Source organism: Candidatus Abyssobacteria bacterium SURF_5 (assembly GCA_003598085.1).
Lineage (GTDB): Bacteria > Abyssobacteria > SURF-5 > SURF-5 > SURF-5 > SURF-5.
Genome location: QZKU01000092.1, coordinates 1 through 26774 on the forward strand (window position 1 = coordinate 1; position 26774 = coordinate 26774).

Annotated in this window: 24 protein-coding genes; 13 read left to right on the forward strand and 11 right to left on the reverse strand. The window is 55.1% G+C overall.

Features of this window, described 5'->3' with window-relative positions; translation table 11 throughout:
* Nucleotides 1-236: 236 nt before the first annotated feature.
* From C4520_13185 to C4520_13215, 7 genes are all read left to right on the forward strand, one after another.
* Nucleotides 237-1598 carry a DUF362 domain-containing protein gene (locus tag C4520_13185; GenBank protein ID RJP19138.1) on the forward strand — a complete coding sequence of 454 codons (1362 nt, stop codon included), beginning with the start codon at nucleotides 237-239 and terminating at the stop codon, nucleotides 1596-1598.
* Nucleotides 1552-3405 carry an aldehyde ferredoxin oxidoreductase gene (locus C4520_13190; GenBank protein RJP19139.1) on the forward strand — a complete coding sequence of 618 codons (1854 nt, stop codon included), beginning with the start codon at nucleotides 1552-1554 and terminating at the stop codon, nucleotides 3403-3405. Before C4520_13185 ends, C4520_13190 begins: the two co-directional genes overlap by 47 nt.
* Nucleotides 3406-3710: 305 nt before the next feature.
* Nucleotides 3711-4025 (forward strand): hypothetical protein, encoded by a 315-nt coding sequence (locus C4520_13195; GenBank protein RJP19140.1) that lies wholly within the window; start codon nucleotides 3711-3713, stop codon nucleotides 4023-4025.
* Nucleotides 3946-4908 (forward strand): NAD(P)-dependent oxidoreductase, encoded by a 963-nt coding sequence (locus C4520_13200; protein ID RJP19141.1) that lies wholly within the window; start codon nucleotides 3946-3948, stop codon nucleotides 4906-4908. Before C4520_13195 ends, C4520_13200 begins: the two co-directional genes overlap by 80 nt.
* 79 nt (nucleotides 4909-4987) lie before the next feature.
* Nucleotides 4988-5344: a hypothetical protein gene (locus C4520_13205; protein ID RJP19142.1), complete on the forward strand. Its 357-nt coding sequence runs from the start codon at nucleotides 4988-4990 to the stop codon at nucleotides 5342-5344.
* Between the two features lie 226 nt (nucleotides 5345-5570).
* Entirely contained in the window at nucleotides 5571-6728 is a 1158-nt protein-coding gene (locus C4520_13210) for an acyl-CoA dehydrogenase (GenBank protein RJP19143.1), read from the forward strand.
* Nucleotides 6729-7216: 488 nt separating this feature from the next.
* Nucleotides 7217-8173, forward strand: coding sequence for a hypothetical protein (locus C4520_13215; GenBank protein RJP19144.1), 957 nt, complete (start codon nucleotides 7217-7219; stop codon nucleotides 8171-8173).
* A gap of 275 nt (nucleotides 8174-8448) precedes the next feature.
* On the opposite strand, the gene C4520_13220 is transcribed toward C4520_13215, so the two are convergent.
* The 4 genes from C4520_13220 to C4520_13235 form a co-directional block, all read right to left on the reverse strand.
* Complete coding sequence (locus C4520_13220) at nucleotides 8449-9879, reverse strand: hypothetical protein (protein RJP19145.1); 1431 nt, start codon at nucleotides 9877-9879, stop codon at nucleotides 8449-8451.
* Nucleotides 9880-9980: 101 nt separating this feature from the next.
* The gene (locus C4520_13225; protein ID RJP19146.1) at nucleotides 9981-11120 is read right to left on the reverse strand and encodes a hypothetical protein; all 1140 of its coding nucleotides are present in this window, start codon (nucleotides 11118-11120) and stop codon (nucleotides 9981-9983) included.
* A gap of 67 nt (nucleotides 11121-11187) precedes the next feature.
* Nucleotides 11188-12720 carry a sodium-dependent transporter gene (locus C4520_13230; protein RJP19147.1) on the reverse strand — a complete coding sequence of 511 codons (1533 nt, stop codon included), beginning with the start codon at nucleotides 12718-12720 and terminating at the stop codon, nucleotides 11188-11190.
* A gap of 98 nt (nucleotides 12721-12818) precedes the next feature.
* A complete protein-coding gene (locus C4520_13235) occupies nucleotides 12819-14012 on the reverse strand; it encodes a DUF362 domain-containing protein (GenBank protein ID RJP19148.1) in 1194 nt (397 codons plus the stop codon).
* 433 nt (nucleotides 14013-14445) lie between these two features.
* Between C4520_13235 and C4520_13240 the strand changes: the two genes are divergently transcribed.
* Entirely contained in the window at nucleotides 14446-15294 is an 849-nt protein-coding gene (locus C4520_13240; protein RJP19149.1) for an HDOD domain-containing protein, read from the forward strand.
* 16 nt (nucleotides 15295-15310) lie between these two features.
* Nucleotides 15311-17137, forward strand: coding sequence for a PAS domain S-box protein (locus C4520_13245; GenBank protein ID RJP19150.1), 1827 nt, complete (start codon nucleotides 15311-15313; stop codon nucleotides 17135-17137).
* Between the two features lie 24 nt (nucleotides 17138-17161).
* Here C4520_13245 and C4520_13250 read toward each other — a convergent pair whose 3' ends face one another.
* From C4520_13250 to C4520_13280, 7 genes are all read right to left on the reverse strand, one after another.
* Nucleotides 17162-18013 (reverse strand): 4Fe-4S binding protein, encoded by an 852-nt coding sequence (locus tag C4520_13250; protein ID RJP19151.1) that lies wholly within the window; start codon nucleotides 18011-18013, stop codon nucleotides 17162-17164.
* Nucleotides 18010-18153: a thioredoxin gene (locus tag C4520_13255; protein RJP19152.1), complete on the reverse strand. Its 144-nt coding sequence runs from the start codon at nucleotides 18151-18153 to the stop codon at nucleotides 18010-18012. The genes C4520_13250 and C4520_13255 overlap by 4 nt, the downstream gene beginning before the upstream one ends.
* Nucleotides 18154-18188: 35 nt before the next feature.
* Nucleotides 18189-19139 carry a hypothetical protein gene (locus C4520_13260; GenBank protein ID RJP19153.1) on the reverse strand — a complete coding sequence of 317 codons (951 nt, stop codon included), beginning with the start codon at nucleotides 19137-19139 and terminating at the stop codon, nucleotides 18189-18191.
* Nucleotides 19132-20178 (reverse strand): DUF362 domain-containing protein, encoded by a 1047-nt coding sequence (locus C4520_13265; protein ID RJP19154.1) that lies wholly within the window; start codon nucleotides 20176-20178, stop codon nucleotides 19132-19134. Before C4520_13265 ends, C4520_13260 begins: the two co-directional genes overlap by 8 nt.
* A 123-nt stretch (nucleotides 20179-20301) precedes the next feature.
* The gene (locus C4520_13270; protein RJP19155.1) at nucleotides 20302-20895 is read right to left on the reverse strand and encodes a hypothetical protein; all 594 of its coding nucleotides are present in this window, start codon (nucleotides 20893-20895) and stop codon (nucleotides 20302-20304) included.
* A 132-nt stretch (nucleotides 20896-21027) separates the two neighbouring features.
* Complete coding sequence (locus tag C4520_13275; GenBank protein RJP19156.1) at nucleotides 21028-21576, reverse strand: hypothetical protein; 549 nt, start codon at nucleotides 21574-21576, stop codon at nucleotides 21028-21030.
* A complete protein-coding gene (locus C4520_13280) occupies nucleotides 21573-22352 on the reverse strand; it encodes an alpha/beta hydrolase (GenBank protein RJP19157.1) in 780 nt (259 codons plus the stop codon). Before C4520_13280 ends, C4520_13275 begins: the two co-directional genes overlap by 4 nt.
* A gap of 215 nt (nucleotides 22353-22567) precedes the next feature.
* Between C4520_13280 and C4520_13285 the strand changes: the two genes are divergently transcribed.
* The 4 genes from C4520_13285 (at nucleotide 22568) to ybeY (ending at nucleotide 26772) form a co-directional block, all read left to right on the forward strand.
* The gene (locus C4520_13285; GenBank protein RJP19158.1) at nucleotides 22568-22966 is read left to right on the forward strand and encodes a hypothetical protein; all 399 of its coding nucleotides are present in this window, start codon (nucleotides 22568-22570) and stop codon (nucleotides 22964-22966) included.
* A 167-nt stretch (nucleotides 22967-23133) separates the two neighbouring features.
* The gene (locus C4520_13290; GenBank protein ID RJP19159.1) at nucleotides 23134-24105 is read left to right on the forward strand and encodes a PhoH family protein; all 972 of its coding nucleotides are present in this window, start codon (nucleotides 23134-23136) and stop codon (nucleotides 24103-24105) included.
* The gene (locus tag C4520_13295) at nucleotides 24102-26402 is read left to right on the forward strand and encodes an HDIG domain-containing protein (protein RJP19160.1); all 2301 of its coding nucleotides are present in this window, start codon (nucleotides 24102-24104) and stop codon (nucleotides 26400-26402) included. The genes C4520_13290 and C4520_13295 overlap by 4 nt, the downstream gene beginning before the upstream one ends.
* Complete coding sequence (gene ybeY / locus C4520_13300; protein RJP19161.1) at nucleotides 26293-26772, forward strand: rRNA maturation RNase YbeY; 480 nt, start codon at nucleotides 26293-26295, stop codon at nucleotides 26770-26772. Before C4520_13295 ends, ybeY begins: the two co-directional genes overlap by 110 nt.
* The last annotated feature ends 2 nt before the right edge of the window (nucleotides 26773-26774 follow it).

Sequence of the window (26774 nt, forward strand, 5' to 3'; positions counted from 1 at the left end):
AATACCCTCTGCGACATTGCTCTATTCCTCTTTCACCATAAAAACCCTGTCTTTGTGCCCTTTCACTCACTTCCGAATGTCGGGTTGCGGAATCGCTGATCGGGGGCTGAATGAATTGCAATTAGTCAGTGAATCTGATATAGTGACACTGCGGTTTTTCCTGCCGATGGTAAAAACTGTCTCAACCAACTGTGGCGTTACTGGAAATAGATTCTCTTAATCTACGGAGGCGGGCTATGGCTTCAAAGGTTTACTTCATGGACGATCGCGCCAAGGCGATCCAGGACAGCCTCGTCGCTAAAATGCTGACTGTCTTCGAGGCCGCCGGATTGCAGAACATCGTCTCGCCCGGCGATATCGTCGCTATCAAGCTCCACATGGGCGAATACAATAATACCGCCTATCTTCGGCCGGTGTACGCGCGAGCTCTGGTGGACAAGGTGAAAGAGCTTGGGGGCGAGCCGATGGTTGTCGATACGACCACGTTGCCCTATACCCCCTTTGCCAGCCGAATCACCGCCCTCGATCACCTCAATACCATTCACCGCAACGGCTATACAAGCGCTTGCCTCGGGTGCCCAATCATCATCGGTGACGGGTTTCTCGGCTCCGACGACGTCAGAATCGACCTGCCCGAGGGCTTTATCCTGAAGGAACAATACGTCGCAAGCGCCATCGCCATGGCCGACTCCATGATCGTGCTCAGCCATTTCAAAGGACACCCGATGGGCGTGTATGGCGGCGCCATCAAGAACATCGGAGTCGGCTGCGCCTCCAAACGCGGAAAATACAATCTCCACATGGGCGGCCACCCCAAGTATGGGTTTAATGCCCGCCCGTTCTACCCGCAATTGTGCAAGGGCGCCGAGTGCCCGACCATGACGCTGTGCAATACCGTCTGTCCCGAAGACGCCCTTCACGTCAACGCCGAAGGAATCGTTTGGGAAGAGAAGAAATGCACCGGATGCCAGGCCTGCTTCGGCATTCTGGTCATCTGCGGCGTCGGCTTCATCCAGGACGATTACTTTGATTCCCAGGCCGCCGCCATGGCCGACAGCGCGCTCGCCGTTATGAAGACCTTCAAACCGGGCAAAGTGGGCTGCCTCAGTCTGGCAATCGACATGTCGCCCTGGTGCGACTGCGTCAGCTTCAGCGATCGCTCGTTCCTGCCGAACATGGGCGTGTTCGCGTCGATGGATCCCGTTGCGCTCGATGTGGCCTGCCTTGATAAGGCCACAGCCTCCTACGGAGTCCCCGGCTCGGCCGCCGAGGACAAGGGCGTGATGGAACCCGGCATGCGCAAAATGTCCCCCTGCGGTTCGGTCGTCGGCGTCGACGAAATGATTCAGCCGAATACGGCCGAAAAAATCGGACTCGGCACCAAGGAATACGAGTTGATCACCGTGCCGCAACCCGAAAATGTGCTCCCGTTCCTGCCCTCGATGAAGCCCGTGGGAATGAAGCTTCGCCCCCTGTACGGCCTGCAGCATGTGCTACCCGAAGGCGGTTTCAAACGAATGGAAGAAGTGAATCTAGAGGAGGTAAGAGGAAATGGCGTTGGGATACATGGGAAAACTCATTCGCACAAAGCTGACTGAGGGAAAGGTCGTAAGCGAACCCCTCAATATGGATGATGCCCGCGCCTTCATCGGAGGCGCCGGCCTCGGCACCAAAATCGTGTACGACGAGGTGCCTGCCTCCGCAGACCCGCTCGGCCCCGAAAATAAAATCCTGTTCATGACCGGTCCGGTTACAGCCACCAAATTCCCCACCAGCGGCCGCTACGAAGTCTGCACCAAGTCGCCCGCCACCGGCATGTGGGTCGACGCCAGTTCCGCAGGCTATTGGGCCGCCGAATTCAAGAAAACCGGCTTCGACGGCATCATCGCCGAAGGCGCCTCTTCAAAACCGGTGTACCTCTGGATATCCGACGGCAAAGCCGAACTGCGTGATGCCTCCCATCTCTGGGGCAAAGACAGCGTCCAGACTCAGGAAATCATCCAGAAAGAACTCGGCGATTCCAAAATCTGCGTCCTCTGCATAGGAGAGGCGGGCGAAAAAAAGGTGCTGATGTCCGCCGTCATGAACGACGAGGGCCGGGCCGCCGGGCGCGCTGGAGTGGGCGCCGTCATGGGCTCGAAAAACCTGAAAGCGATTGCTGTCCGCGGCAAACAGAACCCCAAACTCGCAAATCCTGAATTCGTTGGCGAGATGGCAAAAAAATTCTCGCACGAGCTCTCCACCAATCCGCTGCTCGAGCCGATGCGCGCTTACGGCACCGCCGGCAGCATGGATACCGCCTGGATCACCGGCGACATCCCCGTCCAGAACTGGCGCAAAGGCCTGTGGAAGGAAGGCTGCATAAGCATCGGCGGAAAAAAGATGGCCGATACCATCCTGAAACCGCACAAGGCATGCTATAACTGTCCCATCAGGTGCTCGCGCTGGATCAAAATCGATGAGGGAAAATTCAAAATGGAAGGGCCGGGCCCCGAGTACGAAACCCTCGGCAGCTTCGGCTCAATGTTGCTGAACGACGATCTCGAGTCCATTTGCCACATAAATGAGCTGTGCAACAGGTACGGGATCGATACAATCTCTGCCGGCTGCGCGGTCGCATTTGCGATGGAAGCATATGAAAATGGCGTCATCACGAAACAGGATACCGGCGGCGTCGAGCTGAAATGGGGCAACGTGGACGCCATCATCGAAATGACCCATCAGATCGGACAGGCCAAAGGGCTGGGCGCTTTGCTCGGACAGGGTGTCAAGCGTGCGGCAAAGCAACTTGGCAAAGGCTCCGAAAAATACGCCATTCATGTCAAAGGGCTTGAAGTCCCGATGCATGACCCGCGCGCGTTCCATGGCATGGCCGTAAATTATGCAACCTCTCCCCGCGGTGCGTGCCATTTGCACGGCGCCGCATTCATTTACGATATGGGCCTCATTGCGCCCGGCTTCGGCGTCAATTACAAGCAGGGCCGCTTCGACAAGAAAGGCAAGGGGCTCAATACGAAGGCGGCGCAGGATCAGGCTTCCTTCATCAATTCGCTTGTTGTATGCCAGTTCTGCGGACTCGGCCTCTCGCCGTTCCACGCCGTGCACCTGCTCGGCGCTATCACCGGGTTCGCCTATCAGTCAAAGGAAATCCCGCTCATTGCCGAGCGGATCACGAACCTGCAGCGCGTGTTCAGTCTCAAATGCGGAGTGACCGCAAAGGACGACGTGCTCCCGGAACGGCTGCTCACTCCGCTGAAAGAGGGAGGACATGCTGGTAAGGCCGCCGACCTCGAGTCGCAACTCGTCGAATACTACGATGTTCGCGGATGGAATAAGGAAGGCGTTCCCACAAAGGCAAAACTCGAACAGCTCGGCCTCGAATACGCGATTAAAGACTTGTACTGAGATCAATCGGCATCAGAGAATCCGAGTCACGACCGCATTGGGACTGTCCCAGAATTAGGGGTTGTGCCCTTGGGCTGCAGATTCGGGACTGTCACTCAATCCAACGGTCTCGACGCGCACTTCCCAGTGCGACGGGGACTGATTCCACTTACGGAATTCGCGTCTTTTTAGGCGAACGGGACTGACTCCATTTACGAAATTCACGTCTTTTTGAATTCGGAGAATGGTGTCTGTCCCCGTCGCAATGACCAAGCGACTCAATAGTGGACAGTCTCACTGTCCTCAGAACAGACAGCCAGCGGGGGATGACTGATCTGATACCAAACTGTTTCTCTATGAAAATCACCGTCAATTTTCTCGGGACCCTCTCCAGATATACCGGCGCCGAATCAATCGAAGTCAAACTGAAAGACGGCGCTCGGTTTGGCGATCTTCTCGACGAACTCAACAAGCGTTACGGGAAAAAACTCCCCCCAAAATGTTGGAACAAAGAGAAGGCCGAATTCATAAAACCGGTTTCCGCCATCGGGTCCGCCGGCGATCTCGAGGCGCGAGAAACCCCCCTTGCGGCCAACGAGGAAATACACATTCTCATCCCGATCTCCGGCGGAACTGCATAGTGAGGAGGAACCTGTGGCTACAATATTGGTAACCGGCGGTGCGGGCCGACTCGGCGCCAACCTCGCCTACGGGCTTCGTGAGAAGGGCCATCACGTGAGGGTGATGGATATCGAAGCGGCCGACTTCTCGCCATTCGAGGAACAAGACGATTTCGAGATCCTGAAGGGAGATATTCGCAATTTCAGCCTGGTGAAGAGAGGCGCCACCGGCTGCGCCTGCATCTATCACCTGGCCGCGCTTCTGCCGCCGGTGAGCGAGCGCGACAAAAAGGAAACGATGTCCATCAATGTCGACGGCACGAGCATCCTGCTCAAAGCCAGCCAGGAAGCCGGTTCTATCCCCGTCTTCTTCTCCTCCTCAGTCTCGACGTACGGCGATACCTCAAGAGAAGCTCCGCCGGTTCGGGTCGATCATATACAGCAGGCGCTGAACATCTATCCCGAAAGCAAGATCCATGCTGAAAAACTCGTCATCAATTCCGGCCTCCCTTATACAATCCTTCGGATCGCGGGGATTGCGGTGCCCGCTTTCCTCGATCCACCCGACCCGTGGCCGTTCATGCCTGAGCAACGCGTCGAATTCATTGCGCTCGGAGACCTGGTCACCGCCCTCGTGAACCTGGTCGATAATCGGGCCGCTCAGGGCAAAACTTTCAATCTTGCCGGCGGCCCCTCCTGGCAAATGCTCGGAAAGGATTACGCCCGCCGGTATTGCCAAACACTCGAGATTTCATTCGAGTCGCAACATTTCTCCGAAAAACCGGGATGGCTCGATTGGTACGATACCACCCAGTCTCAATCGATCCTGAAGTATCAGAATACCAGCTTCGACCAGTTCCATAAGATGCTGCGTTCGGCGATGGAGGCCGCACTCGAAGAATGAAAGACTTTTCGGCCGAACGTGTGATAAAATATGAGAAACTCACAAATATGATCGAATCCGGTAAAGGGGGTTTTTAGCAGTGAGTGAACCTGAAGCAAAACAGTATCTGCTGGACGCTATCGAGCATTGCCGTAAGGCGATATCTGCCTTGACGGCCGCGGGAGATTCAAAGGGAGACGCGCTGAAGAAAAGCCTCGAGGAAACTGTCCAACTCCTCGAAGGCCTTCAGGAAAAAGTCTTCTTTAAAACGAAGAAGGCCGTCGCTCCGACGTTCCAGGTCTGTGAATCGAGCCAGGCAGTCGCCGAACGCGCGGAAGACATGGAGGACGCTGACGACGAAGCGATAACCGAATTGAAAGACTTGGTCGGACAACTGAAAGACAGCGTCGCCACCCTGCAGGCGGCCTCGAAAACGCAGTCGGTTATCGTGACGTAAGGCGACGGGCGCGCCTCCAAAAACAACGGTGACCATGACTGCATCCATTCAGCGATCCTTTCCACTGAGAAAGGTGAGAGCCGGTCGTCGAGAAATGCAGGTCTGGCTATACAGAATGTAGGGGCGACCCGGCGGGTCGCCCGAACTTCTTTACGGAGCCGGTACGGTTTTCGCCAGCGCCCAAGATTATTCAGCACAACAAGTAGGCACTCCAGGAGAAGGCATAATGGACTTCAACATTCCCGAAGAAATCGAAATGCTCCGCCAAAGCTTGCGCAAATTCATCGAAAAAGAAGTGATCCCGATGGAGGAGAAAGCGCGCTTCGACCCCGACGACGGCGTTCCGCAAGAGCTTCTTAAGAAAGTTCGCAAGCGCTCCCACGAACTCGGCTTCTGGGCAATCGATCTGCCCGAGGAATACGGCGGCGGCGGCCTGAATATGCTCGGCACTGTCGTTCTCCGCGAGGAAGTCTCCAAATATTTCAGCTCGCTCACACAGGCCATCTTCGGCGGTCCCGAAGGCCCATCGAAAATCCTTCTCGCCGGTACGCCCGACCAGATACAAAAGTATCTTGTCCCGGTCATTAAGGCCGAACAGACCTGCTGTTTCGCCTTGACCGAACCCAATGCCGGCTCCGACGCCGCCAGCATCGAGACATCCGCCGTGCAGGACGGTGATCACTGGGTAATCAACGGACTGAAGCACTTTATCACCAACGGCCCGTATGCCGATTACGCCATCGTCTTTGCGGTCACCGACAGGGAAAAACGGGCGCGCGGCGGAATCACCTGCTTTCTGGTCGATCGAGGAACTCCCGGCTTCTCCGTCGGAATGCATCAGAAAACAATGGGCGGCGGCGATAATCAGTCCGAATTGGTCTTCGAGGATTGCCGCGTGCCCAGGGAAAACGTGCTCGGCCAGGTCGGCATGGGCTTTGTCACCGCCATGACCTTCCTCGGCGGCGGCCGCCTCAGCATCGCGGCGGGGGCCGTCGGCATGACCGAAAAATTGTTGAAGGCTTCAACCGAATACGCCAAGCAACGCGTCCAGTTCGGAAAACCCATCGCGACAAAACAAGCCGTTCAATGGATGCTCGCCGATATTGCCACCGAGCTCTTCGCCGCTCGAAACATGGTCTACAACACCGCCTGGCGTATCGACCAGGGCGAGATGGCCGTCAAGGAAATGGCCATGTGCAAGCTGTACGCGACCGAACTGGTGAATCGCGCCGCCGATGTCGCCGTACAAATACACGGCGGCATGGGTTACATGAAAGAACTTCCCATCGAACGTGTCTATCGCGGAGTTCGCGCCCTCAGAATCGTCGAGGGCACCTCGGAGATACAGCGCTACATCATTGCCCGCACCCTCATGGCGGAGTGACAAATGTCATCGAAATCTGTCACCTTGCAGCGAGCATGTCTCTTCCGTCCGTCCGACGGTCGCGATGGGGACTGTCTCGGTGCGATGGCTGACACATTTACTGAATTCACGTTTCAGTGACTTTTCCAAGTCTCGCTGACCGCGCGTTTCGCGCGTGAAATCCCGCGCCTCGCGGGATAGAATCGTGTCTGTACCCAGAGCAAGAACCAGCGAATTAATCGTCAAAGAGTCTTTCTGTCCCCCAATAAACATTCGCTCAATGTATATTGGGGCGTATCAGTTTCGTGAAGCGCCTGCTCTGCATGCGGATAGCAATGTGGCGCAGGCATCCTGCCTGCAACAAATGGTCATTTACGAGGTCCGCCGCCTGACTGAATGTATTGTGTACGCGTGGCTTTTCTTCCTGAACTGTTTAACCTCCCTCGTTTATTGCCCCACCACAATTACGATGTCAAAATTTAGAGAGAAAAAGTGCAGGAGCATTCAACATGAGCATAACCCTTCATAGGCCGGAAATCGTCGGGGACATGTGGATCAACTCGGCCCCGCTGAAACCGCATGATCTCGACAACAAACTCGTTCTCATCCACTTCTGGGCCTTCTCATGCACCCAATGCCGGAGCGCGATCCCATATCTTCAGAAATGGTGGCGCCGGTACAGGGATTTGGATTTCTTGATCATCGGAATTCATACTCCGCAGCTCGATTTCGAGAAGGAGCCGGGCGGCTTGAGGCAAGCCGTCAGCGAATTGGGGGTGCAATGGCCGGTCGTGGCCGATAACGATTACCTTAATTGGACCAATTACGCCGCCAACTCCTGGCCCGCATATTACCTCTTCGGCAGGGACGGCGGCTTGCTTTTCCACCAATTAGGCGCTGGATCATTGGACGAGATCGAGGTGGTTGTCCAGGGAAACCTGAGGCAGACGTTCGGCGACATCGTCCTCCCTACCGTTGACTCCGATGGGCATCTGCACGATGATTCCTGTTTTGTGCCGACTCCTGAAATCCATTGCGGTTACGCAAGAGGACGACTCGATAACTCCGAAGGCTACAACTTCGATATGCCCTTCAGATACCGCACATCCAACGGCCTCAAAAAAGACTCTATCGCGCTCCTGGGAACTTTTGTTGCCAAACCGGAATACGTTGAGTCGGCAGGGGAGGGGGCAACTGTGTTTCTGCAATTTCGAGCGACCGAAGTAAACCTCGTGTTGAAACCGGTCGAAGCTGAAGCAAAGGTGAAGCTGACGTTCAACGGGAAAACACTTCCGAAGCAAATCGCGGGACGCGACGTGAGCGAGAGCGGGGAAGTGCTGATTACAAAATCGACCGTTTATAACCTCATACTCAGCGATCATCCTCTCGATGGAATTCTGGGAATCACCAGAGAAAGCGGCGATTTCCAAGCCTACACGTTCACGTTCTCCGGCTGCAGAAGCTAGCCAGAGACTCCTTTCACCGGCAGGTGCGAATTCATTCGCACAATCGCAGCCGCAACATCTCACCGGCAGGTGCGATTCATTCGCACAGGCTCCGCCGCAATAACCCTACCGGTAGGTGCGAATTCATTCGCGCAGTCTCACTTAAGCAGCGCATCCTCACAACAGTGTCATTCTGACCCCGCGCTTCTCAGGGGAAGAATCTCTCTTCAGCCCTGACACTCTCACATCAGTCGCTGCAATATCTCTCTGTCAAGGCCAGGTAAGGTAGTCGGCCCCTACTTCCCGAAAAAACGCGGCAGATAATCCTTTGTCGCCTCGATCATCTCGTTCAGCATCTTTTCCGTATCGTCCAGATCTCTTACCAGCGGGTCGTTCAGGAGAATCTGCAGCGCCAGCTTTCTGTCTCCCTTCATCGCGACGTCAATTATCAGCTCCTGGTTCGCAATGTGGCGCCCCAGCAGGTTCTCGATTGAGGCCGGCAGCCGCATCTCGACAGGATGAATCCCGTTCGAATCGACATTCGCCATCGTTTCGACGACGCAATCCCTCGGCAGATTCGCTATCTGGCCGGTGTTCGGCCTGTTCACGATCGCCTGTACGGGCTTGCCTCCGCTGAGCGCTACCACAATATCAGACGCAAGTTCCTCGGACCTGTCGAGGTGCAGTGGCATCACGCCGGTGTTCCACCAATTCATCCAATTCTTGTACATGGCCCGGCTGTCGCGTTGCCACTCGATTGTATACGGGCTCATTCCGAAACGTTCGGCGGCATATTTCTCATCATGAAGCAGGTACGGATAAAATTCCGCAACATGTTTGTCACCTGCAGCCGGCAGGCAATCGTATATCCTGAACAGATCGAGCTTCAGCCGGTGGTTTTGCATCATCATGGACAGGCTGCCGGACTCGCGCTCTTTTTTCCCGGGAGGAGGAGGCATCGTCCGAACGAACTGCTCCGGGTCCGCCAGGAACCGCCGGAGTAAAGGGAAACCGTCCTGCCCGCGTACTCTGAGCTCACTCATCCAGATACAGTGATTGATTCCGCCCGCCTTGACCGACATCTCTCGCTGCCACAGGTGAGAGCCCGAGGCATCCAGCATCCGCTCTACGCCCATCATGCTCTCCGCAGCCAGATTCCTCTGGTCTTCGAGTCCAAAAACTTCCAACAGCAATTCCATTGTCCCGAAGAGCTCGTGACAAAGACCGACGGTTTTGATCGAGGTCTCGCGGAGGAACGTGCGCGTGAGGACCGACATTGGGTTCGAAAGATTGAGCATCCACGCCTTCGGGCAGTGCTTCTCCATCAAGCGCCCGATCTCCACGATTACCGGGATGTTTCGCAATGCGCGAACTAATCCGCCCGGGCCAACCGTATCACCCACTGTTTGGAAAATGCCGTACTTAGCCGGAATCGCAAGGTCGTGCTCCATCACGTCGTAGCCGCCCGTAGTGATCGACAGAATCGCAAAATCGGCGCCTTCAAAAGCGGCGCGCGCATCCGTCGTCGCGCTTACTTCAAATCCTGTTCCTGTCGCCTTCGCAATCTTCTGCATCAATTCGCACATGACAGGCAGCGGCTGCGGATCGATATCATACAGCACGAAGGTGCTGCCCCGCAGGTGCTCGTGCACCATCAAATCGCGTCCGATCACCGGAGTCCATTGATAACTGCCGCCGCCGACCATGACTATCTTCAGTTTCGGCAATCGTCCCTCCTTCTCTCATCTCACAAAGGAATCAATGGCAGGGATTGTATCAGACGCGCTTCAGTTCTTTCAACTGCGGATTGCCGCGGAACGGAGTGTCTTCAAAAAAGTCCTCTGAAAACGTGGACGAAGATGATATTTCTCAGGATATTCTGGAGATACCCGGCGCCCAAAGCGAGTAAGATCGCACTGTACCAGTCATACCCGTATGCGCTCATCAGAACGAAGATATTCAGGCACGCTCTCCAGATGAAGAAAGCGCCGAATAAGAGAGCCACAACGACCACCATCTGCGGGACAACCGCGGCCATGATTCCCGCCACGGCCGCAAGAAATACCAGCGAATAGATAAGGATTCGGGCAATGCCCTCGACGAAACCGAAGTAAACCAGCAACGTGAGAAAGTTCGCATCGTCGGCGAAAAAGTAGTTCACGATCGCGATGCTGGAGGTGTAGAGAAGCAAGCCCAACAAAATATTTAGGAGAACCGCCGCGATGTCTCCCTGCGCAAACATGCTTGCCCCAATGGCCGACCACAGCAGGCCGTCCGGCATCCGCAAAACTATCTCTTCCCCCACCAGCATGAAACCAATAACGGGCAGAAGACTCATAACATAGAAGAGGCCAACCTTCACCACTCCCGCCGGTGAATTCAGATAATCGTCGAATTCCTCGAGCGCCCGTATCGGATGTAACATCAGATTCAGCGCGTGATAAAGAAAACTCTTGCCTTCCTCCTTATCAACCAGCACCTTATCCGCCGCTGCCGTATCCTCGTCGGCCGCCTTCGGCGACTCACCGATCGGAAACATATCGGCCTCTCCAATGGGCATTTGCAGTTCTTTGGCGTCGCTGTCTTCTTTATCTTCATACACAAATGCTTCTTCCGGACGGAACCCCGGACTGTGCTCGATCCTGAATTCGGCATCGGCTGGGGGTTGAGGAACGGCTTGATCCAATCGCGCCTGCGAGGGTTCGGCCGGTTTGTCGGCTGACTCCTTTTGCGCAAGCGCCAGCTCTCGTTTGCGGCTCCTGAATTCCTCCTTCGCCAGGCTCATCAGAATGAGCTTCTCCTCGCTCACTTCGCGCCGATATTTGCGGCGCTTTTCGTGAAGCGGAATCTTCTCCTTTTTGATACGGGCCTTGATCTCCCTCTTGCGCAGGTCGAGTTTTCGCTGCATCCGCTCTTTGATCTGCTGCCGGATTTCCTTCCGCTGTGCTTGCAACTCTTTCTCGTCCATTGGCTCCCCGCTTTTTTCCGCCCGCCCGTAAATTAAATCAGATTTCATTAGGTGAAGAGATCACGTGCTACGGCAGGCTGCTTTCCGACTCGGCCAGAGATTCTTCACGGTGCGCCGTTTCCAGTCGCCTCCGAAAGATCCTCGAGAAAAAAATTCCGGCGCCGAGAGAGAAAGCCACGGCCCCCCATCCTCCAATGAGCAAAACCCACTGCGGATAATTCTCGTATGGCGCCCGCAGACTCTCGATCAGAACACTCACAATAATGGTCAAAAGAGCCGCGGGTGTTATAAACTTGATGCAGACATCCCACCACCGCCCGATCGCGACCTGCGAGACGCTGTTGATATAGCGCCGCATCTTGTCGGCGCCGAACAACCATCCGATCGCAATGCACTCAAAGAGCCCGAACAGGGTAAGCCCGAAATAGTTGATGTAGCGATCAACGACATCGAGCCAGTACAGCCCGGCCTGGGTCATATACAGCCAGCCGCCAACCAGCGCGATAAAGCAGGCGATAAAGCTCATTGTCTCGTGGCGCCACGGCAGGAAATCGCGGAATCCGGCAACAACTCCCTCGACAAGAGAAAACGCAGAGTCGATCGCAAGTGTCAGCAGCATCAAAAAGAAAAGCACCCCGAACAGGTTCGCCATGAACGGCATCAAACTGATCGCCGTGGGATAGGTGACAAATGCCAGTCCCGGCCCACTCGCAACGACTTCGGATACGGAAACTCCTTTTTGCATCGCGAGAAAACCAAGCACCGTGAAAACCGCAAATCCGGCTGTAAAGCTGATTGCGGCATCAAGCGCGGTAACCCATAGTGCATTTGCGTTGATATCCGAATTCTTGGGAAGATAACTGGCGTAAACGGGCATCACCCCAAATGCCAGGGTCAGACTGAAAAACACCTGCGAATATGCGGAAAGCCACACGTTCGGCTCGAGCAGCTTCCCCCACTCCGGCCGCAGGTAAAAGGCCAGTCCTTCGAAAGACCCGGGAAGGGTGAGACCGCGAATAATAAAAATGATGATGAGCATGATGGGCAGCGGAACCGTCCACATTACAATCTTGCCGACCAGCTTGGTCCCCTTGAAAATCGCAAAATAGATACTCAGCCACGCTATCAGCGCGCCGAGCATCACGACTGGAACGATCCCCCCTAGAGAGCCGGGACCTGAAGAAAGACGAAGCACATCTTTGAAAAAATATGCTTCCGCATCATTTCCCCAGCCAAGCCTGAATGACTTTGCCAGGTAAACGTAGGCCCACGCCATTACAATCGCGTAATAGCATACAATGATGAAGGCATTTGCAAGCGTCCCCCATCCAATCCAGCTCCAGCCCGGGTGTAACTTCCCGAATGAGGAAGGAGCGCCGCTGACATCCCAATGATCTCTTCCCCAGCAGCCGACCGCCATCTCCAGAATCAGCAACGGAAGACCCGCGGTAAGCAAGGCGATAAGCCAGGGAATAAGAAAGACCGCTCCTCCGCTGTCATAGACCACGTAGGGGAATCTCCAGAGATTCCCAAGGCCGACAGCGCTGCCGACCGCGGCGAGAACAAACGTTGTTCGGCTGCTCCATCGCTCCGTAGTCATAAGATAAAAATGCCTCCAACGCTACGGGAAGGTTACCACGAATTTACCTGAGAGTCAAATAAAAAACAAGACTGCGCCCGCCCAAATTCGGGCCCGCTTCACAGGCGAAGCAGTTTCGCCAGGGGACCGCTGCCTACGGTTATGGCTCCATGCGGGCACATCTCCTGGCAGCAAAAGCAGCGGATGCAGCCTTTGAGATCAAACACCATTGTATCATTGCGGCGGGTTATCACTTTCGCCGGACAGTTTTCCATGCAGACGAGACAAACCTGACATCTGTTTTTATCAAGGACGGGCCGGGTCGTCAGCCAGTTCCGAAAGGGCGCGCGAAGCGGTTGCGGAAGAAAATTCATCAGCTCGCTCGTTTCCGGGAAAATGAAATCGCCGACCCTGCTGTCATCAAGTTGTTCACCCGCAACAACGATCTTGTTCATGTTTGTCCGCCCGATTCCCATCTCTTCGGCTGCTAACAGCGTCGGCATCCGCTCCTTCCGCAGCCCCACAACTTCACATATGAGCGTATCAAGCGCGACCGCATCTTCGGACGCCAAAATAAGTCCTACTTTCTTAGGGACTCCATTCTGTGGACCATTACCGTGCATTGCAATCACGCCGTCCATGACGGTCAGGCTCGGTGAAACCTTGTGGTATAGGTCCACGAGCATACGAGCAAAATTCAGCCTGTCCGTTCCGGCAGCCAGGTGCCACTGCGATTTCCTGGTGCCGGGAATAACGCCAAACATGTTTTTCACGCCGAGCGTGAGCGTCATCTGCCCATGAGTCTTCAACTTTGGCAAATTGATGACCACGTCGGATTCGAGGACTGCACGATCTATTTTGAACTTCTTGAAGGTCGCCCCGGAACGATTGTCGACATCGACCGGCCGATTAAAGTTGATGATATCCACTCGCTCGGCCCGCGCAACTTCGCCGATCCCACATTTGGCGGCAACTTTTTCTGCACTTCCCATCGCCGGACCGTCGCCTATCACCGGGATGCCGCCGGCCTTCTTTACCAGGCGGATAACGGCGCGGACAACTTCCGGATCCGTGGTGACGTATTTGTCCCGCGTGCGCGCAATGAGCAGGTTCGCTTTCAAGAGCACCCGGTCGCCTTTTCTTACATAACGATCGATCCCACCGAGTTCATCAACGCAACTCCCGACAGACTTTGCAATCCTGTCCCCATCATAGTCCTTGCATCGGGATATGCCGACCCTCGAGATGGATTCGCTGTCGCTTTCCTTTATTCTTGCCAAACCGTATCCTCCGATTCTGCCAAATATGAACATTGCTGTGCGTCCTTCCGCCGCTGTGGCGCATCCTTTGCGTCAACGCCCGGCGAAATTCGGCTCCCCCGCCAGAGGGAACTCCTGAAACACTTCAGGAAAACCCGCACGCATACCAGGAAATACAGACTGATCGAACCGAAAAGAAGAATCTTCGACAACCACTGTAGGAAGACACTATCCATTGAGACAGAATATGTTACGCAGATCCTCGGGAGTCGGAACCTTTTGTTTCAGTTCTCATTATAGCATGTTGTAAAACGTACATGCGAAAATTTTTTTGTCGATTGCGATCCAATCGACGATAAGAGGCTATGGGAGCAGGCGATTACCATTATTGGCACGAAATTTTCATCTCTTTCCTCCGGGAATATGTGCCTGGAGCGCGGGACCTTCCGGAAAAAGCACTTTCTGCATAGCCGCATGAGGCACAAGAGTGAATCTTTCCATTAACCAATTCAAAAAGAAGTTGATGGAGATCCATGAGATCTCCACGTTGCCACAGGTCATGGCGAGGATTATCGAAATCGTCACCGATGAAAATTCCTGTGCCACCGATCTGGCCGCTGAGATCACCAAAGATAAATCGCTGACGGCCAAAATTCTCAAAATCGTGAACTCCGCCTATTATGGGTTCTATCGCGAAATCGTAAAAGTCTCAGACGCGGTCGTCGTCCTCGGATTCAATGAAATCAAACGGCTTTCGCTCGCCATGTCCGTTCTCGACATGTTCAGGAAGGATAAGCGAACCCAGCACCGCATCTCTCTGTGGAACCACTCCCTTGCCTGCGCGGCCATGAGCGACATAATCGAGAGGGAGCGAGGCCTCCGCAATCGAGGAGCATTCACCGCAGGCCTGCTCCACGATATCGGCAAAGCCGTGCTCGATCAATATTTCCCCCCCATGTTCGCCGCAGTCCAGGTCCTGGTGCATGAGCAGTCACTGCAATTCTATGAGGCGGAACGGCAGCTTTTCGGATTCGATCATTCGGACATCGGCTGCTGGCTGACGGAAAAGTGGAACCTCCCTCAGAACCTCATCGAGGCGATTCGGTGTCACCATCGACCGGAGACCGCACAAACCGAGCCCGAGCTCGCCAGAATTGTCTACCTGGCGAATCGCCTTTCAAACGAATTCGTCAGGATGAAAAACTCCGGCCTGACGGTCCAAAACGTCGCCCTCGAAGGCGACCCGGATTTCGCGCCCGAAAAAAAGGTCCAATTGTTGCTTGAACTGGAACAACGAGTAGCGGGATCAACCGCTGCAGATCTTATAGGATACTAGAAGGAGAACTCGGTCGGTGAAGCAGAAAAAAATGACTACCCACACCGACGGATTAAAGAAAGCTCTTGCGATACTTGACCGCTTTAGTCCGAAAGAACTCTATGCCGAGACCGGCGCCAAGAATGCCCTCAGCGATCAACTCCTCCAGCGGCTGAACTTTCTGCTCGACGACCGAAGAAACATGATTTCCCGCCTGGAGCGAATGGAAAAGGAACTGGCCGTCTTTCGAAATGTCAATGCGGAAGCAAGCCGCATGCTCGAAAAGAAAATCGAGGAGTTGTCGTTGCTCCGCCTCATAACCGACACAACCGGCCGCGCCATAATGGCCCACGACCCGTTCAAGCCTATACTCGATAAAGTAATCACCATCGTCGGCGCCGATGCAGGCCTTTTGTGCATTCTGAATCCCGAGAGCGGACGCTTCGAACTGCAAACCGCAAGCGCTGCAGGATTGTCATACCCAGAAGATATTCTGGTACAGATCATGGAAGACGTTGCAGGCCGAATTGCACCGGAGGCTATCCCCCTCCTTGTCGACGATCTACGGGCCGATGCCCGCTTCAGCGATTTGTTCTCCCGGCCCGAAACGCTGCGTTCGTTCGCCTCGTTCCCGCTCGTCGTCGAGCATAAAAGCATCGGCATCCTCATCGTGGCGAATCAGCATGCCAACGCATTCGACGCGGAAACCGACCGAATCATGCACATCATCGCCGGACAGATCGGCGTCACCGTCCAAAATGCTTTGCTTTATGCGGAAGTCAAGAAAACAAAAGAGTATCTGGAGAACCTGGTGGAACGCGCGGGAGACGCAATCTTCACCCTGGATCGCTCCCATATGATCGTGTCGTGGAACAACGGAGCACAAACCATTTTCAGGCGGGACAAGAAATCTGCGATAGGACGCTCCCTCTCTGACGTGATCTCGGCTGATTCCGCTTCGCTCCTGAAGCAGCACATCGAGAGCATCATGAACTCGGAAAATATTGTGACGACAGAGATCGACGTCGCCGGCGACAACGGGAAAGCGGCTCAAATCGCGCTGACGCTTTCTCCTATTCGTGGAGCCGACGGCGAAGTCATAGGAGTATCCGGTATCGCCAAGGATATATCCGAACAGAAACGAGTGGAAGAAGAGTTGCGGCGATTGAACGATGCAAAATCCCAATTCGTTTCAACCGTATCTCACGAACTGCGGACCCCGCTAACCTCCATCAAGAGCTACGTCGAAATTCTTCTCCATGAGATGAACGCTCTGCCCGAAGATACCATTTTCCGGTATCTCACCATCATGAATGAGGAATGCGACCGGCTGTCCACCCTGATAACGAACGTGCTTGACCTCCAGAAACTGGAGGCCGGACGGCTGCAGGCAAGACTCGAACCGCTCCTCTTCGCGGATGTCGTCCGGGTCGCGAGGGAACTCTTTCACGGGGTCGCCGTCCCCAACCGGATCGAGCTTTCGAGTGAATTCATCGTGCCCGACCACATGACTCGCGTGCGCGGAGACCGAAAGCGCCTGATGCAGGTGCTCTCGAATCTGCTTTCAAACGCCTTCAAGTTCGCAAAGGTCGGCGGACATGTAGGCATCTGCCTCAATAAGGATGAAGAAGGCGTCCATTTGGTTGTGACAGATGACGGGATCGGGATACCGGCAAGCGAAACAGAGAAGGTCTTCGAAAAATTCTATCAGGTGGACAATGAAATAACCCGCACCAAGGGCGGCACAGGCCTGGGTCTGTCGATCACCAGAGATTTGATTCAACTGCATGGCGGCCGTATCTGGGTCGAGAGCAAGGAGGGCGAAGGTTGCGCTTTCCACGTCGTCCTCCCGCCCGACGAGTAACCGCCGAACCTGCGCGCAAAGCCTCTACGAAAGTTTCTCGACAACAGCCGGGGGACGATGCAGTTTTCGATGGGAGTATGCTATCGAGCCGGTCGGACAGTTATCCCGGCATTTGAGACAGCGAATACAGTTGAGTGAATTCGGCTCCTCATATACCTTCAGCCCCATCGGGCACTGCTTGTAACACTCGTCGCACTTCGTGCAGGTGACTGCGTTCCAGCTCATGCTGTACAGACTGAAGCGGTTGAACAGTGAATAAATAGCGCCGAGCGGGCATGTCGTGCGACAGAAAGCCCGGTGGCTGACGATCATCCACCCAACAAAAAAGACCAGAATCGACATCTTCAACATGTAGATGCCGCCTAACTGATCTCTGATGGCCGGCTCGAGCAGCGGAATCGGAATCCCGCCTTCCAGCGTGCCCGCCGGGCAGATCAGCTTGCAGAAATAGGGTTCGCCCACACCGAATTCGTTCACCAGGAAAGCCGGCAGCAGAATAACCATTATCAGCAGGAATCCATATTTCGCGTAGTTCAGGAAGCGCGGAACGCCGAACTTCGGCGATGGGATCTTATACAGGTATTCCTGCAGCAGCCCGAAAGGACAGATCCATCCGCACGCCATCCTGCCGGCCACTGCGCCCACCGCTCCCAGAATCCCGATCGCATAAAAAGCAACCTGATACGCCATTCCCGCCGCAACGGCCTGCATCGCGCCGATTGGACACGAAAATACGGCAAGCGGGCAAGAGTAACAATTGAAGCTCGGGACGCAGAAATACTTTAGCGGGCCTCGGTAAATGAGCTGCCCCACAAAAAGCCCGTAAAAATAGGAATTCGTGATGAGGGTGCTTGCGATTTGGAAGGAGCGCCTCATCCTATACCTATGCATTCGAGGCAGATGGTGCGCGCCTTCTCAAAGACATCAACCGCCTCTCCCCGAAGTATGCCGAAAACCGTCAAGGCGAGAAAACACACCAGAAGAATCAGCCAGAAATACCTTCGTGCGATTTGCATACCCTGTCCTGCGACTGCCGCCGTTCCCTGCCTCCTTATGGCAGGCGGTCAGAGACCTTCGCCAGCATTATCATCGCGCTATCGCTGCTCTCGGCGTCAGGGATGACCACCAGGTGCCATTCCCGCTTGCCTACTGCAATATATTTGCCCGGCATGACCGAAGCGGTAAACCGGTTGTCTACTTCGTCATCGCTTCCGTTGAAGTGGTTCAGAAAACGGGAATATGCCCGATCACACGATTCCCGGCTGAGATACTGCGCAATAATCAATGAGAGCCCCGGCTGCTGATAGCGCGCAATCGCTGCCGCTTCGTTTCCCTGCAGCCCGAATAAATCTTCCTCGGCTATATACACTTGATTATTAATGCCAAGCCTTCCCTTCACGAAGACCTCGCTCCTCGGAACCCGGTTTTCTTCTGGCAGCAGATCCATAAGAGGAGGCGCCACTGCGGTCGCAGAAATTTTTCCGGAAACCGCCCGGGCCAGATCGAGAAATTCTTCGGACGACACACGTGCCGATCCAAGCTGTCGCGCATGAACAAAAAAGGAATCCTGCCAAAAGAACAACCCACTCGAATGAACGGTGGCGTCAGTTCCGACTTCGATGCGAGAGAGTGAGGGATGCCGGCTGTAAGAGTAAATGCCAAATGCCGCCGGAACGCCGTTCATACGATAGATTTCCAGCGATACGGCCTTTTCTCCTTTATTATATTGTTGCACGGCCAGGGCGCCAAATCCATATTCATAATAAATGTCCGCCCCCCCATTAATATGATTGAATAACTCTTCACCTCTGAACACCGCCGGTTCGCCCGAAGGAGTCCATCCCGCTGATTCCTCGGCTGTCGGAATTGACGATAATACCGCCCGCGCTTCGCTTTTGGCGGAATCCGCATCCGGCGCGCGCGCACCGCGGTCGCAGGAGATCCCTCCAGCGGCCAGCATCATGAAGAGAACAGCATAACGGGAAAAGGAGCGTTTATGCAACGATTTCCTTAATTGCAACATTGCGCAAATCTCTTATTCCGAGCCCCAGTCGCTCGGCCGCATCCAGTTGATTCTCGATCATGTCGGAGGAATAACTGTCATCATGTTCCTCCATCAGTTTGGAACAGTACACTTCGGCCGCAAGCATATCACCGCACAAGATGATCCTGTTGACCCCTTCTTTGATCTCAGCTCTGCCGGACAAAGTTGGACCGCTCCGAATCAGCAGCGTGCGGCCGTCGACGATGTTCAATTCCGGGCGAACGGCGTCTGCAAATTCCGCCAGCGCTCGATCAAAATACTGCTCGCCGCCCTCGGCTTTCAGCTTGTTGTGGGCGACAAAACGCAACGGCCCATACACCGAACCGAAATGATTTTTCAAGGCGCAAGTGAATCTGGAGGCGTCATGACGCTTGATCATCGGAAGATTGATTACAACATCCGCCTCATGCAGGGTTCGCACAACCCCTATCTTCGGATGCGCCAACCATTGCGGCTTCTGAACAAACACATGCGCCAGACGGTCTCCAAAATCGACGGCATCCAGCGCTATCCCGGCTTCCTTCAATCGTGCGGGAAAACCGAGAGCATCGAATTTGCCCGCCTTGCTGACGCCGCTACTGTTGGCGTCGCACGCCGTAAGGGACAAAGCGCCCTCTCGTCGCGTCATATCTCCTACTGCCAGCAGCAAATCCACGTCCGTTGTGACCGGCGGCGGCTGCGAGGCAACAACGTTCGGTTTGAGGACCACTTTCTTGCCGGAAACCAGCTTTCGTAAACCTCCCAGAGCTTCGATCCCGGCCTGCAGCATCCTCTGAAGATCGCCGCCCTCCACCACAATGAGCAACGGCTTATCGCCTTGCATAAACAGGTTGCCTGCGCCTGCGCGCGGTACCGCGGTCGCCGACGAACAGGCGCTCAGCGGGCCCGCAAGCGCGATCCCGGCTGTACCGGCGGTCGCAGCCCGAATAAATTCCCGCCGCGTCCACTCTATACTCGAGAAGCCGTCACAATAGCTGCCAGCTTTTTTCGTCGCCATACCTTCCCTCTCTGCTAACCTCGATCCCCGCGTATGTTAAACCCCCGAAATCTTCAGCGCCCGCCATGAACGCGAAACCCCGACCCAAAACGGTTTCTTCCCATGCCGCAGTTCAATACCGGCTTATGCCTGAGCCTCCTGCACCGCCACCGCTTCTCCCCTCGATCTGCGGGCAATCACCATCGCCAGCATCGTGGCCAGTGCACATGCAAAGTTGATAAAGAATCCCGCGCACAGAAGGGAAACCTCTCTCAAATAATAAAACAGCGGAAGATTGGGCGCGGAAATCGTTAAGAAACCGGCGATGTCGCCGAATATCCCGAAAATCAATCCGAGTATGAACCCGGAAGCGCCTCCGGTTATGCGCGATGAGGCCGCTTGCCCCGGAAATCGCCGGATTCCGGCAGTCATGCCGATAAACGCGCCGGTTATCGCCCAATGGCCAAGAGGGACACCGCTTGCTGACTTCGAGATCGCGAGTCCTACATGCGCGCCCACCTGATAGCCGATCACCGCCAGAAGGGCTCCCCCGACTATCTTTCGCGCTGATCGTTCCGCTATACCGGGAACGAGCCCGATGCAGAGCGCCACAATCAGTTCGCTTCCGCCGAACAAACGAAGGATTGCCATGGCAACAAAAGCGGCGGCGATCCCAAGAATGAGCTTTACGCCCAGCAGTTTTAAACCATGCCTTGCAGCAGGCTGTGCACCTTGCATCTCGTTGCCCTCCCCCTCAATGCTTATGTTCCCGAAGCCCCTGAATCACCCATGACCATCAGGCGCGCGAATGAGACGGCGGAGATTCGAACTGCGAGAGCGATACAATCCATCAGGAGCCCAAAAGGAATACTATGCGCGGTACCTGCGAAGCCGCTTCTTGCGCTTCTTGGCCGTGCGCTTGATTTCCTGGTTCTTGCCGACATGGTGGGCAAATGCTTCGGCAAACCTCTCACCGCGCGAGGTGCCATAGTAAACGGTGTCCAGACTATGGCCGATCTCGTGAAGCAGGATGTGATTCAAGATGTACTCCCGCAGGTTGTCTCTGTCCCAGCACAGGAACCACCCCTCGTCGGTCGTTTGCCAATAGGCGCCAAATTCCAGCCGTTCCTGCGCGCACGCCGGATTCGGTTTCCTTTTCCCGTAATACCATCTCAGTTTCTCGGGGACCGGATATATGCGGATATCGGAGCCGTCATAAATGTGGGCGTCCACCCCCGGATTCATTTTCACCTGGTTGCATAGATGAATGGTCGATATGTTGCGAAGCATTTCCGGCGCAAGAGAATTCAGCTTTTGCTTGATATCCTCGATTGTGCATGGATACACGTACCCCTTGGGGAGCGGGTCCTCCATGAAACGGATTTTTACCATTTGGCCGATTCGGCGCTTGCGCGTCATGGCTTTCCTCGGCGAACCTTCAGGCTCTCTATGAATTGCGAGATGCGTTCGTTAAACCGCCTGTCCTGCTCGAGCATCGGCATGTGACCGCACTCATCGAGAATCGTCAGTTGGCTGCCCCATATCTTCTCGTGCAGAAGCGCGGAGTATTTTGCGCTCGTCAACCTGTCCTCCCGTCCGCAGATGATCAGAACGGGCAGTCGAATAAGACCAACCTTATCTATTATATCAAACGAGTCACATGCCATGAAATCCTTCAGCAATAAGTCGGGCGCATTACCCGCAAGCGATTGCCTCTCTTCCTCAATGAGGACCCCAGGCGCCGCAGGCCCAAATTCAAATGCCGCCATCCCTCGAACGGCTGACGCGAAATCCTCACGAATCAGGTTGAAAAGCGCTGGAAGCACTCGCAGCTTCGCTCCCGTGCTCACCAGGATCAATCCCTCCAGAAACCCTGGTTCCCGCAGAGCGATCTCCTGCGCAACTGCGCCCCCCATGGAATGACCGCACACAAAGACGCGGGGGAGCCGGTTTGATTTGATAAAATCAATAACCGCGTCGGCGTATCGCGCTATCGTGGTTTCGCCCGTGCCTGCAGACCGCCCGTGGCCCGGCAGGTCGCATATGAGCAAGCGGTACTTGTCCGAAAGAGCGTGCTGGCGGCGCCAATCGTCGGTCGTGCCGCCGGCTCCGTGGATGAAGAGAATTGTGGCCAGAGCTTGCTGCGAACTGGATTGCAAATCAATAAAATGCAATTTGAGGAAAGATAAACTGATAGGCTTCCCCCTGGTTTCGGACCAGCGTTACCCGTTCGCCCCAACGGCGGAGAAGCGAGGGAGGGAGTAAGTGAAGCTTATTTTATCAAAAGAATAATCCACAAGTCAATCGGTTTCGCCTGGCGCGTATATTTGACATGCATTTTAAATTCATGGTATATTTATAGGTAGATTTCGCCATGAAGTATACCCGTACAGCAGGGGAAAAACGGAGAATGTGGCAGGTGCTTTTTGCCCGTAAATGGGCGATATTTTTTTTGCTTTGGCTGACTGTCGGGCTGAGCGGAATCGCCCTGATTGGCTGCGCTCGCAACTCGAGCATCATCGCCGGACAAGAAACCGAGACACAAGTCTCTGCTCCTAATGCCCCCACGGCCGAGGTGATCAAGGCGGTATCGGAAAACCCGCCGCCGGCGCCCAGACGTAATGTGCGGCGCGATGTGGAAGAAGTCGAAGCCGAGCTGGAACGGGAGCGAATCAACAATCAGGCGTTAAAGGAGGAAAACGACTGGCTCCGAGTCCAGGTTATCCATTTACAGCAAGAATTGATAACTGCAAACCAGAATATTTACTCGCTCAACAGAAAGTTAGACGCGATATTCAAGCCGAACTGAAGAGGGGCGTCGCGTTCAGATCTTTCTCGTCTTGTTCCGTCCGACCCCGAAGTCGGAGCGGACGGCTTCCCGTGCAATCGACGCCCGATTTTCCCTTTCACAACGGTTGATTGTAAGGGAGAAAAGCAGGACCGGCAAGCGGCGGGGCGAGGAGCCGATTCAACAATATGAGCAATTCATCAAAGCAAATACTTTTGCGCAATAAAGAAGAAGCAATTCGACTCTTGGGAAAAAATCACGAACACGTTAAGCTGGTTCAGAGTCATTTCCCCGTGAAAATTGTGGACCGCGGAGAAAAGGTTCTGGTAAGCGGACCCGATCGCGACGTGGAGATTGTCCAAGGCATTCTCGGAGAGGTCCTCCAGATGGTGCGCCGCGGCAACCAGGTGGGGACCGATGATATCAGGTATGCCTTGCGTTCCGCCTCCGATCCGGTGCAACCGTCTCTTTCTTCCGTAATCGAAGATACCATAGCCGTCTCTTCCGGAAGCCCGCCCATTCGTCCGAAGAGTAAAGGGCAGAGCGTTTATGTCGAGGCGATCCGCGAGGCCGACGTCGTCTTCGGAATTGGACCGGCGGGAACGGGCAAAACGTACCTCGCGGTCGCAATGGCCGTTTCTTCATTCCTCCAGCGGAAATACGAGAGAATGATTTTCACGCGGCCCGCTGTCGAGGCCGGAGAAAAACTCGGGTTCCTTCCGGGCGATCTCCAGGAAAAAGTCAACCCTTACCTGCGGCCCCTCTACGACGCACTTTATGATATGATGGAGGCCGATACCATCAGCCGCCTGTTGAGCAAGGGACAGATCGAGGTCGCGCCGCTTGCGTTCATGCGTGGACGCACTCTCAATCATTGCTTCGTGATTCTGGATGAGGCTCAAAATACCACGCACGAACAGATGAAAATGTTTCTGACGCGGTTGGGGCATGATTCCAAGGCCATTATTACCGGAGATATTACCCAGATCGATCTCCCCGCGGGAAAAGGATCGGGACTCGTAGAGGCACAGCAGTTGCTGAGCGACATCGAAGGCATCAGATTCGTCTACTTCACTACGCAGGATATCTTTCGCCACCCGCTCGTGGCCAAAATTGTGGATGCTTACGAGCGCCAAGAGCTTTCCAGGCGCGGGGAGTGATTCCGCAGATGGCTAATCACGTGCAGCGGCCCAAAAAAAAGCCGCCTCGATCGGGGCTCGACGACCTGCGGCCGAAAGTTTCTTCAAGCGGATTCTTTACGCCCAGGACCCTTTGCTTTTCCCTGCTCTTCCTGGTGATCCTCTACCTGATCTCACCGGGCCTGCGGCTTCCCTGGATAAAGTTCAAAGAAGGCGATTTCCCCGACAAATCCATCCTTGCCGAAGTCAAATTCGATGTGATCGATCTTGAGGCAACGAAACTTGCCCGTGATCGAGCCGCAAGCCTCACACCACCCGTTTACATCCTCGATCAGGAGGCGATACAGTCATCTCTCGCCGAAGCAAAAGAACAGTTTGCAAAACTCGAGCAGGACGTGCTGAATCCCGTCTTCACCCGGGAAGAACGCATCGCCCTGATCTCAAAATACCTCCCCACAACCACCTCGAGCGAAACGATCTCCTTTCTTGCAGACCTGGACAAGGAAAAGTTCGATAAGCTCCGCTCCGCCACGCTCGAGTCGCTCGGCGAGGTATTGGCAAAAGGAATTCTCAGCGACGTGCCCGGCAGCGCAAAGGAAATAACTATTTTCGACAAGGTCAGCCGCAACCGCGTCAGCGTAAAGGTCGATCAGGCCATAACTCTCAAAAAAGTGCCCGTCGTTCTTGAGCAGATCGCGGCAAAAAGATCGCCTGGTTCGAATCGCGCCCAGCGGGTGCTGAGAGAATTGATCAGTCCGTTCATCAGGAGCACATTAAGCTTTGAGGATAAGGTCACGCAACTCGTCCAGGAAGAAAACCGGAAAATCACACCGCCGGTTTTGAAGACGTTTAGCAAAAACCAGGAAATCGTTCAGGCCGGGCACCGGGTGTCCGACCAGGATCTCGTGGAGCTCGAGGCGCATGAACTGGCGCTCAGCAAAGCTAATCGCCTCCAGATATACATCGGAAACGCAATCCTTCTGCTTCTCGTTTTCGGATGCTTCCTGTTTTATCTCCACCGCTACCGTCCGGAGATCGCCCGAAACAACAAGGCGCTCGCCCTCATCGGTTTCATGGCGTTCATTACGCTCTTGACCGGGCGCGTACTCCTTCTGCTGAACTTGCCCAACGTCTGGCTGTTCCTGGTCCCTGTAGCCGCCGGGGGAATCCTGCTTTCCACCCTCGTCGACGACCGTCTAGCGCTCATTTACGCCTTCTTCATCAGCATTCTCTACGCCGTGCAGGGCGGAAACAGGTTTGACCTGTTCCTCGTGGCCGCTCTGGGAAGTCTCGCGGGCGTCTACTATATGCGCACCATCAGAAAACGAAGCGACATCTTCTGGCCCGGCATCGTCGTCTCTGGCGTAAACGCCGCGGCCATCATCTCCTTGAACTTCATCGGCATCGTCGGCAACGAGTTTATCTCCGCGATCACCGCGGGCGTGTTGAACGGCCTGATAACCGCCATCGGGGTCGTGCCCGGCTCGCTGATCCCGCTGGAGGCTGTTTTCGGGATCGCAACCAACATCCGCCTCCTCGAGCTCTCCGATCTCAACCACCCGCTTCTCAAGCGCTTGGCGATGCAGGCGCCCGGCACGTACCATCACAGCCTTATGGTCGGAAACATGGCCGAGTCGGCCGCCGAACAGATCAACGCAAACAGCCTCCTCGCGCGCGTGGGCTCGTACTACCATGATGTGGGCAAAATGAGCAAGCCGCTGTACTTCAGCGAAAATCAGCAGGGAGGGAAAAATCGGCATGACGATCTGACGCCTACCATGAGCGCTTTGATCCTGATCGCGCACGTGAAAGAGGGCGTCGAGCTTGCGCGCGAACACCGATTGAATCTGCCGATCATCGAGTTGATCAAACAGCATCACGGCACCAGCCTGATGCCATATTTCTACCAGAAAGCGATGGAGCAGGACCCGGCGCGCTCCGTCGATGAAGAGAATTTCCGGTACCCGGGACCGAAGCCGCAGACGCGCGAAGCCGCAATCTGCATGCTGGCCGACAGCGTCGAGGCGGCCGCGCGCACTCTCGTAAACCCGACACACGGCCGCATCAAGGGACTTGTCGAGAAGATCATTAACAACAAATTCGTGGACTCGCAGCTCGATGAATGCGATCTCACGCTGAAAGACCTCCACAAAATCGCCGACAGCTTCGTCCGGGTCCTCGCCGGCTACCTGCACTCGCGCGTCGAGTATCCGGAAGAGCAGACCATCCCGGAGATTAAGGGAAAATTTGAAAGTATCGATACGAAAGTCGCCGCAAAGGCTAACCATAAAAACCGCGCAGGTTCGCGAAGCGATTGAACGAACACTGACGGGCGAAAAACGGGATAGCGCGGAAGTGAGCGTCCTGATTGTTACCGACGCCCGCATCCGCGAGTTGAACAGGACCTACCGCGGAATCGATTCGTCCACCGATGTTCTCGCTTTTCCGATGGCGGAAGGCAAGTTCGCTGCGCTCAATCCCGACCTCATCGGCGATATCGTCATCTCGGCTGAGCGCGCACGCGTGCAGGCCCAGCAGGCGGGACACGATCTCATCGACGAGCTCCGGCTGCTTGCCGCGCACGGAACACTGCATCTGCTGGGCTATGAGGACGAAACTTCCCGCGGGCGCGCCCGCATGCGCAGGCTTGCACAAAAGTACGCCATGAGCGCCGAAGGCCGGAGGTGAGG

What these genes read in the sequence shown, in the direction of transcription:
- C4520_13275 (RJP19156.1), bottom strand. Translation starts at nt 21,576, where the DNA reads ATGACGCGCAAGCGCCGAATCGGCCAAATGGTAAAAATCCGTTTCATG.
- C4520_13255 (RJP19152.1), bottom strand. Translation starts at nt 18,153, where the DNA reads ATGCAAATCGCACGAAGGTATTTCTGGCTGATTCTTCTGGTGTGTTTT.
- C4520_13265 (RJP19154.1), bottom strand. Translation starts at nt 20,178, where the DNA reads ATGGCGACGAAAAAAGCTGGCAGCTATTGTGACGGCTTCTCGAGTATA.
- C4520_13250 (RJP19151.1), bottom strand. Translation starts at nt 18,013, where the DNA reads ATGAGGCGCTCCTTCCAAATCGCAAGCACCCTCATCACGAATTCCTAT.
- C4520_13215 (RJP19144.1), top strand. Translation starts at nt 7,217, where the DNA reads ATGAGCATAACCCTTCATAGGCCGGAAATCGTCGGGGACATGTGGATC.
- C4520_13185 (RJP19138.1), top strand. Translation starts at nt 237, where the DNA reads ATGGCTTCAAAGGTTTACTTCATGGACGATCGCGCCAAGGCGATCCAG.
- C4520_13190 (RJP19139.1), top strand. Translation starts at nt 1,552, where the DNA reads ATGGCGTTGGGATACATGGGAAAACTCATTCGCACAAAGCTGACTGAG.
- C4520_13230 (RJP19147.1), bottom strand. Translation starts at nt 12,720, where the DNA reads ATGACTACGGAGCGATGGAGCAGCCGAACAACGTTTGTTCTCGCCGCG.
- C4520_13210 (RJP19143.1), top strand. Translation starts at nt 5,571, where the DNA reads ATGGACTTCAACATTCCCGAAGAAATCGAAATGCTCCGCCAAAGCTTG.
- C4520_13290 (RJP19159.1), top strand. Translation starts at nt 23,134, where the DNA reads ATGAGCAATTCATCAAAGCAAATACTTTTGCGCAATAAAGAAGAAGCA.
- C4520_13285 (RJP19158.1), top strand. Translation starts at nt 22,568, where the DNA reads ATGTGGCAGGTGCTTTTTGCCCGTAAATGGGCGATATTTTTTTTGCTT.
- C4520_13225 (RJP19146.1), bottom strand. Translation starts at nt 11,120, where the DNA reads ATGGACGAGAAAGAGTTGCAAGCACAGCGGAAGGAAATCCGGCAGCAG.
- C4520_13270 (RJP19155.1), bottom strand. Translation starts at nt 20,895, where the DNA reads ATGCAAGGTGCACAGCCTGCTGCAAGGCATGGTTTAAAACTGCTGGGC.
- C4520_13235 (RJP19148.1), bottom strand. Translation starts at nt 14,012, where the DNA reads ATGTTCATATTTGGCAGAATCGGAGGATACGGTTTGGCAAGAATAAAG.
- C4520_13195 (RJP19140.1), top strand. Translation starts at nt 3,711, where the DNA reads ATGACTGATCTGATACCAAACTGTTTCTCTATGAAAATCACCGTCAAT.